Genomic DNA, 16,666 nt, shown 5'->3' with positions numbered 1-16,666 from the left:
TCAGCCCTTCACGCCGGTCAGGTTGATGCCCTCGACGAAGACGCGCTGGGCGAAGAAGAACACGATGACGACGGGGATCGTGACGAGCATCGTCACGGCCATGGTCGTGCCCCAGTCGGTGCCGTGCGTGCCGTGGAAGGTGGACAGTCCGTAGGCGACCGTCCACGCCGACGGATTCTCCGAGGCGTAGAGGAGAGGCCCGAAGTAGTCGTTCCACGAGTTGAAGAACAGGAAGATCGCAGCCGACGCGATGCCGGGCTTCGTCATCGGAACCATCACTCGCCAGAGCACGCCCCATTCGCCGTTGCCGTCGATGCGCGCCGCGTCGGCGTAGGCGGTCGGGATCGTCAGGAAGAACTGTCGCAGCAGGAAGATCGAGAACGCATCGCCGAGCAGATTGGGCAGGATCAGCGGCCAGAGCGTGCCGGTCAGCCCGAGCTTGGCGAACATCACGTACACCGGGACGATCGTCACCTGCGGCGGCAGCAGCATCGCGACGATGATCGCGAGGAAGATGATGTTCGCGCCCCGGAAGCGGATCTTCGCGAGCACGTAGGCCGCGGGCACCGAGGAGACCAGCATGAACGCCGTCGCGAGCACCGCGTAGAACGCCGAGTTCAGGAACCACAGGCCCAGCGGCACCTGGGTGAACGCGCGGACGTAGTTGGAGAGATCCCAGGGCTGTGGCCAGATCGAGGCCGTCAACGTCTGCCGGCTCGACATGAACGAGGTCAGCAGCACGAACAGGATCGGGGCGAGGAACAGCACCGCGAGCACGGAGAGCACGGTGTGGTCGGCGATCCAGACGAGCGCCCTCCGAACGCCCCGCACCGGACGCGGCGGGCGTGCGGATCCGGTCGTGATGAGCGCGGTCGCGGTCATGAGAAGTCCTCCGGGGAGAAGGCCCGCGCCTTGCGCAGCAGCAGGGCGACGAACACGCTGGCCACCACGAACAGCACCACGGCCATCGCTGCCGCGTAGCCGAGCTGGAAGTTCGCGAACCCGCGCACGTACAGCCACTGCGTGTAGGTGAGCAGCGAGTCCTCCGGATAGCCGATGTCGGCTGCCAGCCCGCCGGAGGCGGCGCCGGAGCGGCCGGATGCGACGCCGGAGGCCACGGCCGCTTCGGTGAAGTACTGCAGGGCCGCGATCATGCCGGTCACCAGAGCGAACAGCAGTACGGGGGCGATCGAGGGGATCGTCACGAAGCGCACCTTCTGCAGGCCGTTCGCCCCGTCGAGCGATGCGGCCTCGTACTGGTCGCGTGGCACGTTCAGGAGAGCGGCGAGCAGGATGATCATGACGTCGCCCATCACCCACACCCCCAGCAGTACGAGCGAGGGCTTCGCGAGCGCCGGGTCGTTGAACCAGAGCGGGCCGGGGATGCCGAGGCTCTTCAGCACGAGGTTCACCGGACCGGTTCCCGGGTTGAAGAGGAACACGAACGCGACGACGGACGCCACGGGCGGCACGAGTGCGGGCAGATAGAAGATCGTGCGCCAGATCCCGCCGGCGCTGCGGGCGCGCAGCAGAAGGCCGGCGACGGCGAGGGCGCAGACGATCCGCACCGGCACCAGGATCACGACGAACCACAGGGTGTTCAGGGCGGCCGTGACGATGCGCGGATCCTTGGTGAACAAGTAGACGTAGTTGTTCAGCCCGTTCCACTGCGGTGCTGAGACGAGGTCGTACCGCGTGAACGAGAAGTAGAGGTTCGCCGCGAACGGGTACACGAAGAAGACGGCGAGGCCCAGGAGCGTGGGGGCCAGCATCAGGGCGATGCTCCAGCGGCGACGGCGGGCGGCGGATCCGCGCGGGTGTCGGGCGGTGGGCACCGGGGCGTGCGGAGGAGTCGCCGCACGCCCCGGAGCGAGTGTCGCGGTCATCACGGGCCTTCGCTCAGCGCGAGCTGGTCGTCGATGTCCTTGTCGACCTTCTTGAGGCCCGCGTCGATGTCGCCACCGCCGCCGGACTGGTACTTGGTCCAATAGCCGGAGAGCGCGACCTGGTTCGCACTGCCGATCACGGTCGCCGGAATCGAGGTCAGGTGCGGGCTCTTCGCGATGTCGAGGAACGTGCCGAACTGCTCAGGGAGGTCCAGCTTCGAGGAGGCGAGCGCATCCTTCGTGGTCGGGACGTTCTTCAGGCCGTTCGCGAGCTTCACGACCGCGTCGGTGTCGAAGGTCAGGTAGTGCAGCAGAGCCCAGGCGGCCTCGGGATTCTTGGAGCCCTTGGAGACGCCCGCGATCGTCCCGGAGGAGTACCCGCCGCCGTAGAGATCCTCATGGCCGTCCAGCACGGGGAACGGCGCGACGCCGTACTTCACGTCGGGCGCCTGATCGGCGAGGAATGCGACGCGCCACTCGCCGTCGAGGTTCATCGCGAGCTGGCCGGTCTGGAACGCCTGCCCCGCGGAGAACTCGTCGCCGAGACCGGCGGTGAAGGCCTTGAGCTTGTCGTAGCCGATCTTGTCGATGAAGCTCTTCTGCCAGGTCATCAGGTCCTTCCAGCCGGGGGAGGACGCGATCGCGCTCTTTCCGTCCTTCATCCATTCCGCGCTTGCGGCGGCGCCGAAGACGGTGGGCGCGTTCTCGTAGGCGCCCATCAGCGGGTTGAAGCCCAGGGTCTTGATGGATCCGTCGGCGTTGTAGGTCGTGAGCTTGACCGCCATCTCCTCGAGCTCGCCGAGCGTCTTCGGCGGGGCGCTGTAGCCCGCCGCCTGCAGCAGGTCGGTGTTGTAGTACAGGCCCTGCACGTCGGCGAGCATCGGCAGCGCGCACTGTTTGCCGCCGAAGGAGGTGTAGCTGCGCGCGACATCGGACAGCTGTGAGAGGTCGACGCCGTCACGCGCGATGTAAGGAGTGAGGTCGCGCAGCGCTCCGGACGAGCAGAACGCGCCCACGTTGTCGACGGCACCGGAGATAGCGACGTCGAGATCGTTGCCGGCGGCGATCGCCTTGATGATCTTGTCGTCCTCCTGACCGGTGCGCACGTCGACCTTCACATCCGGGTACTTCTTGTGGAAGTCGTCGATGACGGACTGCACGACTCCCGCCTCGCGGTCGCTGAAGAACTCCCACAGCGTGACCGTGCCGGACAGATGGTCGGGCGCCTTGGCGGCGACAGCGGTGTCGGACCCGCCAGAGCAGCCGGCGAGGACGACGGCGGTGACGGAGAGCGCGGCGATGGCTCCGATCCGGAGCCGGGTGTGGCGTTTCATGTGAACCTCTCTGTTCATGAACATGGATCCGGGTCGGCGACGACCGGCCCCGGGGCGATCAATCGGGAAGCAGTCGCCCGCGCAGCCGCGATACGAGCACGTGCCGGGCGCCGAGCAGCACCGCGTCGGCCGGAGCCCCCGTGGTGCGCACCGCGGGATCCCAGCTGGAGGAGGAGCGCAGTGCGGCGGACACGGCGGCGGCCAGGGCGGCTCCGCCCGCGACCCCGGTGGGACCGCCGAGGATCACCAGCGACGGGTCCAGCACGGCGATGACCGGCGTGAGAGCAAGCGCGATCCGTGCGGCGAGGTCGGGCAGGATCCGATCCGGCTCGCTCGCGAGGGCGGCGAGAGCGCCGGCGTAGTCGAGGGGGCCGCCGACGGCCGAGGTCGCCGAGCGCGCGACGGCGGATCCGCCGACCAGCTCCTGCAGGTCCTCCGCGTCCGGGTCGATCGCCATCGCCGTGCGGGGCGCGGGCAGATAGCCGATCTCGCCGGCGCCGCCGGTGGCGCCGTGCAGGATCGTGCCGTCGAGGTCGATCGAGAGACCGAGGCCCTCGCCGAGCCAGAGCAGCGCGAAGCCAGGGGCATCGGCGCCGGCGCCCTCGGCGCGTTCGGCGATCGCGGCGAGGTTCACGTCGTTCTCCAGGGTGACCGCGATGCCGAGGCCCGCCTCCAGCTCGCCGCGCGCATTCTGCATGGGCCAGCCATCGAGGGTGTCGGTGAAGTTCAGGCGATCCGCGGCAGGATCGTTTGCGGCCTGCACGCCGATCACGATCTCGACGACCGCGCCGGCGTCGACGTCCGCCGCGCTGCACGCGGCCTCGATCGCGCGGCGCACGTCGCCCTCGGCCGAGCGCGGGTGCGCGGCGTCGACCGGGATGGTCGCAACCGGTCGCTGGGAACCGCGCGCATCGACCACGGTCGCGCGCAGCACGTTCTCGTCCACGTCGATCGCGACGCCCAGGCTGCGATCCAGTCGCACGTCGTAGGTGACCGCGTTCGGTCCGCGGCCGGCGGAGAGCTCGCCGGCGGGGTGGATGAACCCGGCCTCCTCCAGCCGTGTCACGATCTGCGCCGCGGTCGGCTTGGAGAGACCTGTCAGTTCGCCGATGCGATTGCGCGTGAGCGGGCCCTCGTCGAGCAGGAGCGACAGCGCCGCCTGATCGTTGCGGAGGGCGAGCCAGCCGGGGGTGCCGGGGGCGGGGGAGGACGTCATCGAAGCTCCTGAAATCTAATAGCTAAGTTTCTTTATAGATTCAGGAGGAGGCCGCGTCAACCCCTCTGATCGAATCCGCATCTCATCCGGATCCGATCGGCATCCGAAGAGACCGGGCAAGCAGGTCGCAATTTCTGCTGCGGAAACCGGCGTTTCGGAGCAGAAACGGCGACCTGAGCGTGCGAAGGATGAGCCCGCCGGTGTGCGTGAGCCGAAGGCTCTGCAGGAGGACGAGCGTCTGCGCGTCAGAAGCGCTCGGCGAGCCAGGCGGTCTGACGCAGCCACTGGGCGAAGCCGCCACCCTCGTGCCCGTTGAACTCGTAGACCTCGATCGCCGTATCGTCCGCGGCGAGGTGATTATAGGCGGCGAAGACGCTGGACGGCAGCACGATGTCGTCCATGAGCGCCACCGAGAACAGCGCGGGCCGCGTGATCCGTCGTGCGAAGTTCACGCCGTCGAAGTAGGACAGCGTCTGGAAGACCTGCTCGACCCGATCGCGGTGCACCGAGAGATAGCGCTCGATCTCGCGGAACGGGTGCTCGGGGGTCAGCGCGACCGATCGGCGGAAATGGCTCAGGAACGGCACATCGGGCATGACCGCTGCGACCCCGGGGTGCAGGGCCGCGGCGGCGATGCTGATGCCGCCGCCCTGGCTGCCTCCGGTGACGGCGATGCGCGCGGGGTCGGCGAAGTCGAAGCCCCGCACAGCATCGACCAGCAGCACGGCATCGGTGAACACCCGGCGGTAGTAGTAGTCCGCGGGGTGCGCGATGCCGCGTGTCATGAAACCGGGCGTCGCCCCGTCCGACCCGTGCGGATCCGCGGTGGCGCCGCCCGATCCCCAGCCGGCGCCCTGGCCACGGGTGTCCATGAGCACGTGCGCATATCCCGCGGCCGCCCACTGCAGGCGCTCGCCGGGGATGCCGCGGCCGCCGCCGTAGCCGAGGTACTCGATGACGACCGGCAGGCGCCCCTCGCGGCGAGGCCGGGTGACCCAGCCGCGGATGCGCTCGCCGCCGAAGCCCGAGAACGCGAGGTCCTCGACGATGAGCTCATCGATCGGGGTCGTCGCGGGCGAGAGCTCGGCCGGGGTGGCGAGTTCGCGGGATCCGGCCAGGGTGTCGCGCCAGAACGCGTCGAAATCGGCGGGCTCCGCGACGTCGGGGAGGTACCCGCGGAGCTCGCACAGGGGGAGATCGGTGAGCGGCATGCCCGTCAGCCTAGGGGCGACCCGCGCCGTCAGGCCGCGGGGCGCGATCGCGGTGCAGGACCGAGGCCGCCTGGCGGGCGGCGCCCAGTGCCACGTACTCGCCCGGAGCGGGCACCTCGACCGGCACGCCGAGGATCGCCGGCGCGATCCGGCGCACGGCCTCGGACTGCGCGCCGCCGCCGATGAGCAGGGCGCGCTCGAGCGGGATGCCGAGTCCGCGGAGGGCGTCGAGCCCGGCACCCAGACCGCGCAGCATCCCCTCGACGGCGGCGCGGGCGAGGTTCGCACGCGTGGTGGAGGAGAGCGTCATGCCGTTCAGCGACGCGGTGGCATTGGGGAGGTTCGGAGTGCGCTCGCCCTCGAAGTACGGCAGCAGGGTCAGCCCGTCCGCTCCCGCGGGGGCGTGCAGTGCGAGATCGCTGAGCTCGCCGTGTCCGACGCCGAGCAGCGCGGCGGTGACGTCGAGCACACGCGCCGCGTTCAGCGTCGCCACGAGCGGGAGGAAGTTCCCTGTCGCATCGGCGAATCCCGCGACCGTGCCGGACGGATCCGCGATCGGCGCGCGGTTGACCGCGCACACGGTGCCCGACGTGCCGATCGACACGACGACGTCGCCCGGCTCCGCGCCGAGCCCGAGCGCAGCGGCGGCGTTGTCCCCGGCGCCCGGCGCGACCTGGCGACCGGACGGATCCGCGACCGACTCGTCCGGGCCCAGCACCCGCGGCAGGATCGCGTCGTGTCCGAGCGCGGCCACGAGCAGCGCTCGGTCGTAGCCGCCGTCCGTGGGATTCCAGTAGCCGGTGCCGCTCGCGTCGGAGCGGTCGGTGACGAGCTCGTCCAGCACCGGTCCGAGCGGCGACGCCCCCGCGGGCCCGTAACCGCGCAGCCGCCAGGTCAGCCAGTCGTGCGGCAGGGCCACCGCGGCCACGCGCGCGGCGTTCTGCGGCTCCGCGTCGCGCAGCCACCGCAGCTTCGTGATCGTGAACGAGGCGACCGGCACCAGGCCCGTGCGCGTCGCGAGCTCGGTCGCGCCGAACTCGGTGATGAGGTCCTGTGCTGCGCCGGCCGAACGGGTGTCGTTCCACAGGAGCGCGTCGCGGATCACGGATCCGGCGTCGTCGAGTACGACCATCCCGTGCTGCTGGCCGCCGATCGACCATGCGCCGACATCGTCCATGCCGCCCGCATCGGCGATCGCGGCGTTCAGCGCACGCCACCACGCCTCGGGGTCGACCGCCGTGCCGTCCGGATGCCCCGCGCGGCCGGTGCGCACGACGGATCCGGACGCGGCGTCGAGGATGACGACCTTGCACGACTGCGTGGACGAGTCCACGCCCATCACCAGCGTCATGTTCAGCGGGCGCCGAGCAGGTGCTCGGTGGCGAGCTGCTGCAGCCGCACGAACCCGAAGCCCTTGCCGCCGAAGTACGCGTTCGCGTCGAAGTCCTCATAGGCCGAACGGTCGGCGAGGAGCTCGCCGTAGGTCTCGCCGGCGTTCAGGGTCGGCGCGGACAACTCGTCGACACGAGCCGCGGCGAGCGCCTCCTGCACCTCGGGATCGGCGCGGAAGGCCGCCGCACGCTCCTTGAGCAGCAGGTACGTGCGCATGTTCGCGCTCGCCGAGTCCCACACCCCGGTCTCGTCCTCGGTGCGGCTGGGCTTGTAGTCGAAGTGGCGCGGGCCGTCGTAGGCCGGGATCCCGTTCGGGCCGCCGTTCTCGAGCAGATCGACCAGGGCGAATGCGTTGTGCAGGTCGCCGTGGCCGAACACCAGATCCTGGTCGTACTTGATGCCGCGCTGGCCGTTCAGATCGATGTGGAAGAGCTTGCCGTGGTACAGCGCCTGCGCGATGCCGGCCGCGAAGTTGAGCCCGGCCATCTGCTCGTGGCCGACCTCGGGGTTCAGGCCGACGAGCTCGGGACGCTCGAGCGAGTCGATGAAGGCGAGCGCGTGTCCGAGGGTCGGAAGCAGGATGTCGCCGCGCGGCTCGTTCGGCTTCGGCTCGATCGCGAAGCGGATGTCGTAGCCCTTGTCCGTCACGTAGTCGCCGAGCAGGTTCACGGCCTCGCGGTAGCGCTCCAGTGCCGCGCGGATGTCCTTCGCGGAGTCGTATTCGGCGCCCTCGCGACCGCCCCACATGACGAACGTCTTCGCGCCCAGCTCGGCGCCGAGGTCGAGCTGGCGGAGCACCTTGCGCAGGGCGAAGCGGCGCACGGCACGGTCGTTCGAGGTGAAGCCGCCGTCCTTGAAGACCGGCGCGCTGAACAGGTTGGTCGTCACCATCGGCACGACGAGCCCGGTGTCGGCCAGGGCTCCCTTCAGGCGGTCGATCTGCGTCTGGCGCTCAGCCTCCGTGGATCCGAACGCGAACAGGTCGTCGTCGTGGAAGGTCAGGCCATAGGCGCCGAGCTCGGCGAGCCTCTCGACGACGTGCACGACGTCCAGCGCGGGACGGGTCGGACCGCCGAAGGGGTCGGCGCCGTTGTAGCCGACGGTCCAGAGGCCGAACGAGAACTTGTCCTCGCGGGTGGGGGTGAGTGACATGGTGAACCGCCTTCAGCGACGTCGATGAAATGTTGTAGCAGCGAACATATCAGCGCGGCCGAGTCGATGCAACGCCGCGTGCGGGGCGGCTGCGGCGTGGTCGGGCAGGCGGGTGTGTCAGCGTGGGGCGGCGGTGGAGGCGCGTACGATCAGCTCGGCCGGCAGTCGCACGTGCTCGTGCGGGGCGCCGTCGAGCATCGCCAGCAGCACGCGCACGGCCTCGGCGCCCATCTCGGCGAGCGGCTGACGCACCGTCGTGAGCTGCGGCACATGCGCCGCGGCCTCGGGTACGTCGTCGAAGCCCACGACCGACAGATCCTCGGGGATCCGCAGGCCGCGCTCCGCGGCGACGCGGATCATCTCGATTCCGGACAGGTCGTTCGCGGCGAACACCGCGGTGGGGGGATCTGTCAGATCGAGCAGCGCGTGCGCGCCGGCGGTCGTGCTCGCCCTGCGATAGCCGCCGTCGACGACGAGCGCGGGATCGAACGGGATCCCGGCGGTTTCGAGCGCTCGGCGGTATCCGTCCTCGCGCTGGTGTGCGGACTCCAGGTCGGTACGACCGCGCAGATGCGCGATGCGACGATGCCCCAGCGAGATCAGGTGGGTGGTCGCGGCGAAGCCGCCTTCGGCGTTGTGCACGCTCACCGAGGCCGGTCCGTCGGGCCCCTCGTGCGGGTCGATCGCGACGAGCGGCACGAGGGCGTCGGCGGGCATGGTCGTGGGGGTGACCAGGATGGCGCCGTCGATGAGGGTGCCGCCGAGGCGGGACAGTGAGCGGCGCTCCCATCCGAGGTGCTCGCCCGCCGAGACGCTCCCGGCGTAGGCGAGGACGTCGAAGCGCGTGCCCTGCAGTGCGGCCGAGACGCCCTGCAGCAGCTGGACGGCGAACGGCTCGAACTCGGCGACGAGCACGCCGATGACGTCGGTCCTGCGCCGTCGCATGGAGGTCGCGACGAGGGAGCTCTCGTATCCGAGCCGGGTCACGACCTCCTGCACGTGCTCGAGCGTCGACGGCGAGACGCCGTCACGGCCGTTGATCGCCTTCGAGACGGTCGCGACGGAGACGCCGGCGGCGTGGGCCACGTCGTGGATCGTGATGCGGGGGCTCATCTGCTCAATCTAGCGAGCGAAAACGTTATCGATATCGTTTGACATGCGGGTGACGCGAGTGCCAGAGTAGGCCGACGGCACATTCGCTGTAGTCGGCAACAAATTGCCGACGCGGTGCTGGAACTCGACGATGAGGAGAAACACAGCATGAAGATCCGCAAGGTTCTGACCGCCGCCGTGGCGGTCGCGGCCGTGGGCGCGATTGCCCTCACCGGCTGCTCCGGTGGCTCCGGTGGTGGCGACGCGGGCGGCAAGCAGACGCTGACGGTGTGGCAGAACTCGACCACCGGCGACGGCAAGCAGTTCTGGACGGACGCGGCAGCCGCGTTCCACAAGGCCAACCCCGACGTGACGGTGAAGGTCACCTCGATCCAGAACGAGGACATGGACGGCAAGCTGCAGACCGCCGTCAACTCGGGCGACATGCCCGACGTCTTCATGGCCCGCGGCGGCAGCAAGCTCGCCGACGTCGTGGCGGCGGGCAAGGTCAAGGATCTGACGGACAAGATCGACCCCGACGTCAAGAAGGCGATCGGCGACGCTGCCCTGAGCGCGTTCACGGTGGACGGCAAGGTCTACGGCGTCCCCACCGCGGTGCTGCCCGGCGGCCTCTTCTACAGCAAGGATCTGTTCGCGAAGGCGGGCATCACCGAGACCCCGAAGACGATGGACGACCTCGAGGCGGCCATCACCAAGCTCAAGGCCGCAGGCATCGCGCCCATCGCCCTCGGTGCGAAGGACGCCTGGCCGGCCGCGCACTGGTACTACTTCTTCGCGGTGCGTGCCTGCGGCAAGGACCTCATCACGAACCTCGCCACGAAGAAGGACTTCACCGACGGCTGCTGGCTGACGGCGGCGAACAACCTGCAGAAGTTCGCCCAGGTCGAGCCGTTCAACGAGGGCTTCCTCACCACGTCGGCGCAGCAGGGTGCGAACTCCTCGGCAGGCCTGGTCGCGAACCACAAGGCGGCGATGGAGCTCATGGGCGCCTGGGAGCCGGGCGTGGTCGCGAGCCTCACCCCGGATCAGAAGCCGCTGGCCGACCTCGACTGGTTCCCGTTCCCCGAGGTCTCCGGGGGCAAGGGCGAGGCGGGCGCGATGATGGGCGGCCTGGATGGCTACTCCTGCTCCGAGAAGTCCCCGTCCTCGTGCGAAAAGTTCCTCAACTTCGTCGCGGCGAAGGAGCAGCAGGAGAAGTACGCCGTGGCGTTCCAGACCATCCCGGCCAACCAGGACGCCAAGGGCGCGGTCGACAACGCGTCGCTGAAGCCCCTCATGGAGGCCTACAGCAAGGCGCCGTACGTGGCGCTCTGGCTCGACACCGCGCTCGGGCAGAACGTCGGCAACGCGCTGAACACGGGCGTCGTGGAGATGCTCGCCGGGCAGGGCGACCCGAAGACGCTCCTCCAGAAGATCACCGACGCTGCGGCGAGGGGCTGAGCGAGAGCGATGACTGGCACCCAGGTGATGGCCGAGGCCGTGCCTGAGAGCGACCGCCGCACCGGGACCGGGGTCTCCCCGGCCCCGGTGCGGCGAGCACGCGCCGACTGGCGCAAGCGCGGCGAGATCGCGCTGCTCTCCGGGCCCGCCCTGCTGATGTTCGTCGGATTCGTCATCCTCCCGGTGGGGATGGCCTCCGTCTACGGGTTCTTCAAGTGGAACGGGTTCGGGTGGCCGACGCAGTTCGTCGGTCTCGACAACTACATCCACATGTGGCAGGACCACACGTTCCGCGACGCGGTGGTGCACAACTTCGCGATTGTCGTGCTCTCGCTCGTGCTGCAGGGGCCGATCGCGATCCTGTTCGCGCTCCTGCTGAACCAGAAGTTCCGCGGGCGGTCGCTGATCCGCGTGCTGATCTTCGTGCCCTACGTGATCTCCGAGGTCATCGTCGGCACGGGGTGGAACCTGATGATGCAGGACTCGGGCGCGTTGAACTCGCTGCTCGGCAAGGTCGGGCTCGGCTTCCTCCAGCACTCGTGGCTCGCGGATCCGAAGCTCGCCCTTTGGACGCTGATGGTCATCATCACCTGGAAGTACATCGGGTTCGCGGTCATCCTGATGCTCGCGGGCATGCAGTCCATCCCCGAGGAGCTGTTCGAGGCGGCGGCGATCGACGGCGCCGGCTTCTGGAAGATCCAGTGGAACATCACCGTGCCCCTGCTGGGTCCGACGATCCGCATCTGGGCGTTCCTGTCGATCATCGGCGCGCTGCAGCTCTTCGACCTCGTCAACATCATCTGGGGGCAGTACATCTCCGCCACGGCGGGCACCTCGACGATGGCGACGTACATGTACCAGAACGGGCATCTCGCCGGCAGTTACGGCTTCGGCAACGCGGTGGCCGTGATGCTCTTCCTGATCACTCTCGTCGTCGCCCTGATCTATCAGCGGTTCGTACTGCGGCGCGACACCGACGGCGCCCTGACGGGCGACAGCGGAAAGGCCCGCCGATGACCACCGACACCCTCCGCACCACGGCCATCGTGCAGCCGCGCGGGCGCAGAGGCGAACGCCGTTCGCAGAAGGCCCCGTGGGGGAGCCCCGGGCTGTACCTGATCGCGATCGTGCTCGTGACGATCTGCATCACGCCGGTGCTCTACATCATCATCGGCGGGTTCCGCACGAACTCGCAGATCACGAAGGATCCGTCCGGCTTCCCGGCGCCCTGGCAGTTCGCCAACTACTCCGACGTGCTCGCCGGATCCGAGTTCTGGACGGCTCTGGTGAACTCGACCGTCGTCGCGATCGGCACGACCGTCGGCGCCGTGCTGCTCGGCGTCATGGCGGCGTATGTCCTCGCCCGCTACGAGTTCGCCGCCAAGCCGGCCATGTATGCGCTGTTCGCCGCGGGGCTGATGTTCCCTGTCACCGTCGCGATCACCCCGCTGTACCTCCTGATCCGCAACCTCGGCCTGGTGAACAGCCTGGCCGGCATCATCGTGCCGCAGATCGCGTTCGCCCTGCCCGGCACGATCATCATCCTCGTACCGTTCCTGAAGGCGATCCCCAAGGAGCTCGAGGAGGCGGCGGCGATCGACGGCGCCTCCCGGCTCGGCTTCTTCTGGCGGATGGTGATCCCGCTCAGCCTCCCGGGCGTCATCACGGTCGGCATCCTCGCGTTCGTCGGATCGTGGAACGGCTACATGCTGCCGCTGTTCATCCTCAATGACCCGAATCTGTTCACGCTGCCGCTCGGCGTGCAGAACTTCTCCTCGCAGTACTCGGTCGACACCGCCCGTGTGCTGGCCTACACCTCGCTGTCGATGCTGCCCGCGCTCATCTTCTTCAGCCTCTTCGAACGCCGCATCGTCGGCGGCCTGACCGGCGCGGTGAAGGGCTGAGCATGACTTCGGACACGACCACCCAGGCCACGGCGACGGACGAGATCCCGGCCCTCCCGATCGCCTCCGCGCGGGTCGGGGAGCTGCTCGCGCAGATGACGCTCGAGGAGAAGGCTGCGCAGCTCGTCGGGTACTGGCTCGATCAGGGCGGCGAGGTCGTGGCGCCCCTGCAGAACGAGATGGCGGCCGCAGGACGCCACGACACGCTGGCCGGCATCACCCGCGACGGCATCGGTCACTACACCCGCGTGTACGGCACTCGCCCCGTCGAGCCCGCGGAGCGCGCGGCCTGGCTCTGGGAGGAGCAGCGCCGGTTGAAGCGCGAGACGCGGCTCGGGATCCCGGCGCTCGTGCACGAGGAGTGCCTCACGGGCCTCGCCGCGTGGAAGGCCGCGACCTTCCCGACACCGCTGGCCTGGGGCGCTTCGTTCGACCCCGAGCTCGTCGCCGAGATGGGGGCGCTGATCGGGGAGTCGATGCGCACGCTCGGCATCCACCAGGGGCTCGCCCCGGTGCTCGATGTGGTGCGCGACCCCCGTTGGGGAAGGGTGGACGAGTGCATCGGCGAGGACCCCTACCTCGTGGGCACCGTGGGCACCGCCTACGTCCAGGGGCTGCAGTCCGCCGGGGTGCACGCCACGCTCAAGCACTTCCTCGGGTACTCCGGCTCGCGCGCCGGCCGCAACCATGCGCCGGTGTCCGCCGGGCCGCGCGAGGTCGCCGACGTCTTCCTGCCGCCGTTCGAGATGGCGATCCGGGACGGCGGGGTGCGCGGCGTCATGAACAGTTACGCCGAGATCGACGGTGTGCCTGTCGCGTCGGATCCGGCCCTGCTGACGGCGCTCCTCCGCGAGCGGCTCGGCTTCGACGGCGTCGTGGTGGCCGACTACTTCGCGATCGCGTTCCTCGAGGTCATGCACGCGGTCGCGGCCGACCGGGGCGAGGCCGCCGAGCTCGCGCTGCGGGCGGGGATCGACGTGGAGCTGCCCTCCGGCGATGCCTACCTGGAGCCCCTGATCGACCGGGTGCGCAGCGGTGCGCTCGACGAGGCCTATCTCGATCGCGCCGTCATACGGGTGCTCGCCCAGAAGGAGCAGCTCGGACTCCTCGAGCCCGGCGCCTTCGAGGACGAGGCCCCGGTCGCGGTCGACCTCGACACCCCTCAGCACCGATCGGTCGCGCGGCGGCTGGCCGCGGAATCCCTCGTGCTGCTGTCGAACGACGGCGTCCTGCCGCTCGCGGCGTCGGCGCGACGCATCGCGCTCATCGGGCCCAACGCCGATCGCACGGATGCGCTGCAGGGCTGCTACTCGTTCGCGAACCACGTGCTCGCGCACCACCCCGACCATGAGCTGGGCATCGAGATGCCCACCGTGCGCGAGGCGCTTGCCGTCGCGCTCCCCGAAGCGGAGATCGTGCACGTGCGCGGATCCGAGGTCGACGGCGACGACACGTCGGGCTTCGTCGAGGCCGAGCGTGCCGCCGCGGACGCCGACATCGCGATCGTCGTGGTCGGCGACCAGGCGGGGCTCTTCGGCCGGGGAACCGTCGGCGAGGGCAACGATGTGGAGTCGCTCGACCTCCCCGGCGTGCAGCGCGAGCTCGTCGAGCGCCTGGTCGCGTCCGGAACGCCCGTCCTCATGGTCGTGCTCTCCGGTCGTCCCTATGCGATCGACTGGGCGCTCGACGATGGTGCTGCGCGTCCGGGGGCGGTGCTGCAGGCCTTCTTCCCGGGCGAGGAGGGCGGCACGGCGATCGCGGACGTGCTCACCGGTGCGGCGTCGCCCTCGGGACGGCTGCCGCTCAGCCTGCCGCGATCGGCGGGGGCGCAGCCGTACAGCTACCTGCATCCGATCCTGGGCGGCCCCTCCGACGTCACTTCCACGGATCCGACCCCGCTGCGGCCGTTCGGGTTCGGGCTGTCGTACACGAGCTTCGCCTACGACGATTTCGCGGTCTCCGCCGAGGCCCGCACGGACGGCGCCTTCACCGCGACCGTGACCGTCGCCAACACGGGCGCCCGCCGTGGAGCCGAGGTCGTGCAGTTGTACGGGCGGGACGTCGTGGCGAGCGTGACGCGTCCCGTGGCGCAGCTGCTGGGTTACGCGCGCGTCGAGCTCGAGCCGGGAGAGCGCCGCACGCTGCGTTTCGCGGTGCCGGCGGCGCGCTTCGCGTTCACCGACCGCACGCTGACCCGGGTGGTCGAGCCGGGGGAGGTGCGCGTGTGGGCGGCCGCCCACGCCGAGGCATCCGCTCCGGCGCCCGACATTGGCGAGATCGCCGGCGTCACAGGGGGCGCGATCTCGAACGAGCGCGCCCGTGCGCACCGCGTGCTCCCCGGCGCGGCGACGGCGGCTCTGCCGGTGCGGCTCACGGGGGATGTGCACGAGGTCGGCGCGGCCGACGCCCGCCTGGTGACGGTGTCGGTCACGTGATCGCGGTCGCGAATCCGATCCTGCCGGGATGCCATCCGGATCCGTCGATCTGCCGGGTGGGCGAGTGGTACTACCTGGTGACGTCCACGTTCGAGTACCTGCCCGGTCTGCCGGTGCTGCGCTCGCGCGACCTGGCGGGGTGGGAGACGGTCGGGCACGTGATCGACCGCCCCGGGATGCTCGACTTCGAGGGCATCGGATCCTCTGGCGGCTTGTACGCGCCGACGATCCGGCACGGGCGCGGTCTGTTCTGGGTGGTGTGCACGCTCATCGACCGGGAGGATCCGACCCGGGGAGGGAACTTCCTGGTCACCGCGAGCGACCCGGCTGGACCGTGGAGCGATCCCGTGATGCTCGACGTCGCCGGCATCGACCCGTCGATCGTGTTCGACGACGAGGGGCGCGTGTGGCTGCACGGCACCCGCCTGGCCCCCGATCCGGAGTGGCACGATCAGACCGAGGTCTGGGTGCAGGAGTACTCGCCGGACCGACGCGTACTCGTCGGTGAGGAGCACGTGATCTGGCACGGCGCGGTGCACGGGGCGGTCTGGGCGGAGGGCCCGCACCTGTATCGCATCGATGGGAACTGGTACCTGCTCGCCGCCGAGGGTGGCACCGAGTTCCACCACGCGGTGAGCGTGGCGCGTGCCGACGAGGTCACCGGACCGTATGTCGGCAACAGAGCGAACCCGGTTTTCACGCATCGGCAGCTGGGACGGACGAGCCCGGTGATCGGCGCCGGACACGCGGATCTGGTGCAGGCGGCGGACGGATCCTGGTTCGCCGTGATGCTGGCGATGCGCACCGCCGACGGCCGGCACTATCCGCTCGGCCGGGAGACGTTCCTGTGCCCCGTGGCGTGGGAGGACGGCTGGCCCGTGTTCGCGCCGGGCGAGGGGCGGCTGCCGGATACGGTCGCGATCCCGTGGGCGACCGAGGAAGCGCCCGCCGGCTCGTGGCAGCCGGACGACCGGGTCGCGGGCGTCGTCGAGCCCGCGGATCCTCGCTGGACGGCGCTCCGCGCTCTGCCCGCCGAGGTGGCGGTCGCGGACGGCGACAGCTGGCGGCTACCCGTGCGCGCGGGGACCCTGCACGAGCCGTCCACGCCGGCGTTCCTCGGGGTGCGGCAGCAGCACGCGGACGTCGACGTGCGCTGCGTGCTGGACGTGCACGGGCTCGCCGAGGGCGAGCGCGCGGGCGTCGTGCTGCGGCAGTCCGAGCGGGACCACGTGGCGGTCGCCGTCACGCGCACGCCGGACGGGCTGCGGCTCTCGTCCGAGCGCTGCTTCGGGGGCGACAGGGAGCATCGGGATCTGGGTGCGCTGTCCGAGGCGAACGAGGTGGAGCTCGCCGTGAGCGGGCGCGGATACGACTACGTACTCCGGCACGCCGGTGCCGACGTGCTCGCCGCCGATGGGCGAGAGTTGGACGCGTCGTCGACAGGCGGATTCCTCGGCCTTTGGGTCGGCGTGTACGCCACGAGCGTCGGTGCCCCGCCACGGGGGGACGTGCGCATCGCCCGCTTCACGTACGCGCCTGCGCGGTCCGGCGGCGGCGCTCGGTAGCCTGGAGTCCCACCGCGT

The 16,666-nt window shown here is 70.1% G+C and carries 13 protein-coding genes; 5 read left to right on the top strand and 8 right to left on the bottom strand.

Going from position 1 to position 16,666, the window contains the following annotated elements; translation table 11 throughout:
• From ACFWCK_RS12710 to ACFWCK_RS12675, 8 genes are all read right to left on the bottom strand, one after another.
• Nucleotides 1-882 carry a carbohydrate ABC transporter permease gene (locus ACFWCK_RS12710; RefSeq protein ID WP_378806185.1) on the bottom strand — a complete coding sequence of 294 codons (882 nt, stop codon included), beginning with the start codon at nucleotides 880-882 and terminating at the stop codon, nucleotides 1-3.
• Entirely contained in the window at nucleotides 879-1,886 is a 1,008-nt protein-coding gene (locus ACFWCK_RS12705) for a carbohydrate ABC transporter permease (protein WP_378806183.1), read from the bottom strand. Before ACFWCK_RS12705 ends, ACFWCK_RS12710 begins: the two co-directional genes overlap by 4 nt.
• Entirely contained in the window at nucleotides 1,886-3,220 is a 1,335-nt protein-coding gene (locus tag ACFWCK_RS12700; protein WP_378806182.1) for an extracellular solute-binding protein, read from the bottom strand. The genes ACFWCK_RS12705 and ACFWCK_RS12700 overlap by 1 nt, the downstream gene beginning before the upstream one ends.
• 58 nt (nucleotides 3,221-3,278) lie before the next feature.
• The gene (locus ACFWCK_RS12695; protein WP_233311269.1) at nucleotides 3,279-4,436 is read right to left on the bottom strand and encodes an ROK family transcriptional regulator; all 1,158 of its coding nucleotides are present in this window, start codon (nucleotides 4,434-4,436) and stop codon (nucleotides 3,279-3,281) included.
• A gap of 245 nt (nucleotides 4,437-4,681) precedes the next feature.
• The gene (locus ACFWCK_RS12690; RefSeq protein WP_378806181.1) at nucleotides 4,682-5,647 is read right to left on the bottom strand and encodes an acetylxylan esterase; all 966 of its coding nucleotides are present in this window, start codon (nucleotides 5,645-5,647) and stop codon (nucleotides 4,682-4,684) included.
• A 10-nt stretch (nucleotides 5,648-5,657) separates the two neighbouring features.
• Nucleotides 5,658-6,998 carry a xylulokinase gene (gene xylB / locus ACFWCK_RS12685; RefSeq protein ID WP_378806179.1) on the bottom strand — a complete coding sequence of 447 codons (1,341 nt, stop codon included), beginning with the start codon at nucleotides 6,996-6,998 and terminating at the stop codon, nucleotides 5,658-5,660.
• A 2-nt stretch (nucleotides 6,999-7,000) separates the two neighbouring features.
• On the bottom strand, nucleotides 7,001-8,191 hold the full coding sequence (gene xylA, locus ACFWCK_RS12680) for a xylose isomerase (RefSeq protein ID WP_378806178.1): 1,191 nt from the start codon (nucleotides 8,189-8,191) through the stop codon (nucleotides 7,001-7,003).
• Nucleotides 8,192-8,308: 117 nt separating this feature from the next.
• Complete coding sequence (locus ACFWCK_RS12675; protein WP_378806176.1) at nucleotides 8,309-9,304, bottom strand: LacI family DNA-binding transcriptional regulator; 996 nt, start codon at nucleotides 9,302-9,304, stop codon at nucleotides 8,309-8,311.
• 147 nt (nucleotides 9,305-9,451) lie between these two features.
• Here ACFWCK_RS12675 and ACFWCK_RS12670 point away from each other — a divergent pair, with 147 nt between their 5' ends.
• From ACFWCK_RS12670 to ACFWCK_RS12650, 5 genes are read left to right on the top strand one after another with little or no spacing between them, the layout of a single operon-like run.
• The gene (locus tag ACFWCK_RS12670) at nucleotides 9,452-10,744 is read left to right on the top strand and encodes an extracellular solute-binding protein (protein ID WP_378806175.1); all 1,293 of its coding nucleotides are present in this window, start codon (nucleotides 9,452-9,454) and stop codon (nucleotides 10,742-10,744) included.
• Nucleotides 10,745-10,771: 27 nt separating this feature from the next.
• Nucleotides 10,772-11,761 (top strand): carbohydrate ABC transporter permease, encoded by a 990-nt coding sequence (locus tag ACFWCK_RS12665; protein ID WP_378806747.1) that lies wholly within the window; start codon nucleotides 10,772-10,774, stop codon nucleotides 11,759-11,761.
• On the top strand, nucleotides 11,758-12,648 hold the full coding sequence (locus tag ACFWCK_RS12660) for a carbohydrate ABC transporter permease (RefSeq protein ID WP_378806173.1): 891 nt from the start codon (nucleotides 11,758-11,760) through the stop codon (nucleotides 12,646-12,648). The genes ACFWCK_RS12665 and ACFWCK_RS12660 overlap by 4 nt, the downstream gene beginning before the upstream one ends.
• Nucleotides 12,649-12,650: 2 nt before the next feature.
• Nucleotides 12,651-15,083 (top strand): glycoside hydrolase family 3 N-terminal domain-containing protein, encoded by a 2,433-nt coding sequence (locus tag ACFWCK_RS12655; protein WP_378806171.1) that lies wholly within the window; start codon nucleotides 12,651-12,653, stop codon nucleotides 15,081-15,083.
• Nucleotides 15,080-16,648, top strand: a complete 1,569-nt coding sequence (locus ACFWCK_RS12650; RefSeq protein WP_378806170.1) for a family 43 glycosylhydrolase — start codon at nucleotides 15,080-15,082, stop codon at nucleotides 16,646-16,648. The genes ACFWCK_RS12655 and ACFWCK_RS12650 overlap by 4 nt, the downstream gene beginning before the upstream one ends.
• The last annotated feature ends 18 nt before the right edge of the window (nucleotides 16,649-16,666 follow it).

Source organism: Microbacterium sp. NPDC060117 (assembly GCF_042729315.1).
GTDB lineage: Bacteria > Actinomycetota > Actinomycetes > Actinomycetales > Microbacteriaceae > Microbacterium.
This window is presented reverse-complemented; position numbering and strand designations above follow the sequence as displayed.

Bases quoted from the DNA above. Each gene is read 5' to 3' on its own strand.
- ACFWCK_RS12690 (WP_378806181.1), bottom strand. From the start codon at position 5,647: ATGCCGCTCACCGATCTCCCCCTGTGCGAGCTCCGCGGGTACCTCCCC.
- ACFWCK_RS12705 (WP_378806183.1), bottom strand. From the start codon at position 1,886: ATGACCGCGACACTCGCTCCGGGGCGTGCGGCGACTCCTCCGCACGCC.
- ACFWCK_RS12655 (WP_378806171.1), top strand. From the start codon at position 12,651: ATGACTTCGGACACGACCACCCAGGCCACGGCGACGGACGAGATCCCG.
- ACFWCK_RS12670 (WP_378806175.1), top strand. From the start codon at position 9,452: ATGAAGATCCGCAAGGTTCTGACCGCCGCCGTGGCGGTCGCGGCCGTG.
- ACFWCK_RS12710 (WP_378806185.1), bottom strand. From the start codon at position 882: ATGACCGCGACCGCGCTCATCACGACCGGATCCGCACGCCCGCCGCGT.
- ACFWCK_RS12700 (WP_378806182.1), bottom strand. From the start codon at position 3,220: ATGAAACGCCACACCCGGCTCCGGATCGGAGCCATCGCCGCGCTCTCC.
- xylA (WP_378806178.1), bottom strand. From the start codon at position 8,191: ATGTCACTCACCCCCACCCGCGAGGACAAGTTCTCGTTCGGCCTCTGG.
- ACFWCK_RS12660 (WP_378806173.1), top strand. From the start codon at position 11,758: ATGACCACCGACACCCTCCGCACCACGGCCATCGTGCAGCCGCGCGGG.
- ACFWCK_RS12665 (WP_378806747.1), top strand. From the start codon at position 10,772: ATGGCCGAGGCCGTGCCTGAGAGCGACCGCCGCACCGGGACCGGGGTC.
- xylB (WP_378806179.1), bottom strand. From the start codon at position 6,998: ATGACGCTGGTGATGGGCGTGGACTCGTCCACGCAGTCGTGCAAGGTC.
- ACFWCK_RS12675 (WP_378806176.1), bottom strand. From the start codon at position 9,304: ATGAGCCCCCGCATCACGATCCACGACGTGGCCCACGCCGCCGGCGTC.
- ACFWCK_RS12695 (WP_233311269.1), bottom strand. From the start codon at position 4,436: ATGACGTCCTCCCCCGCCCCCGGCACCCCCGGCTGGCTCGCCCTCCGC.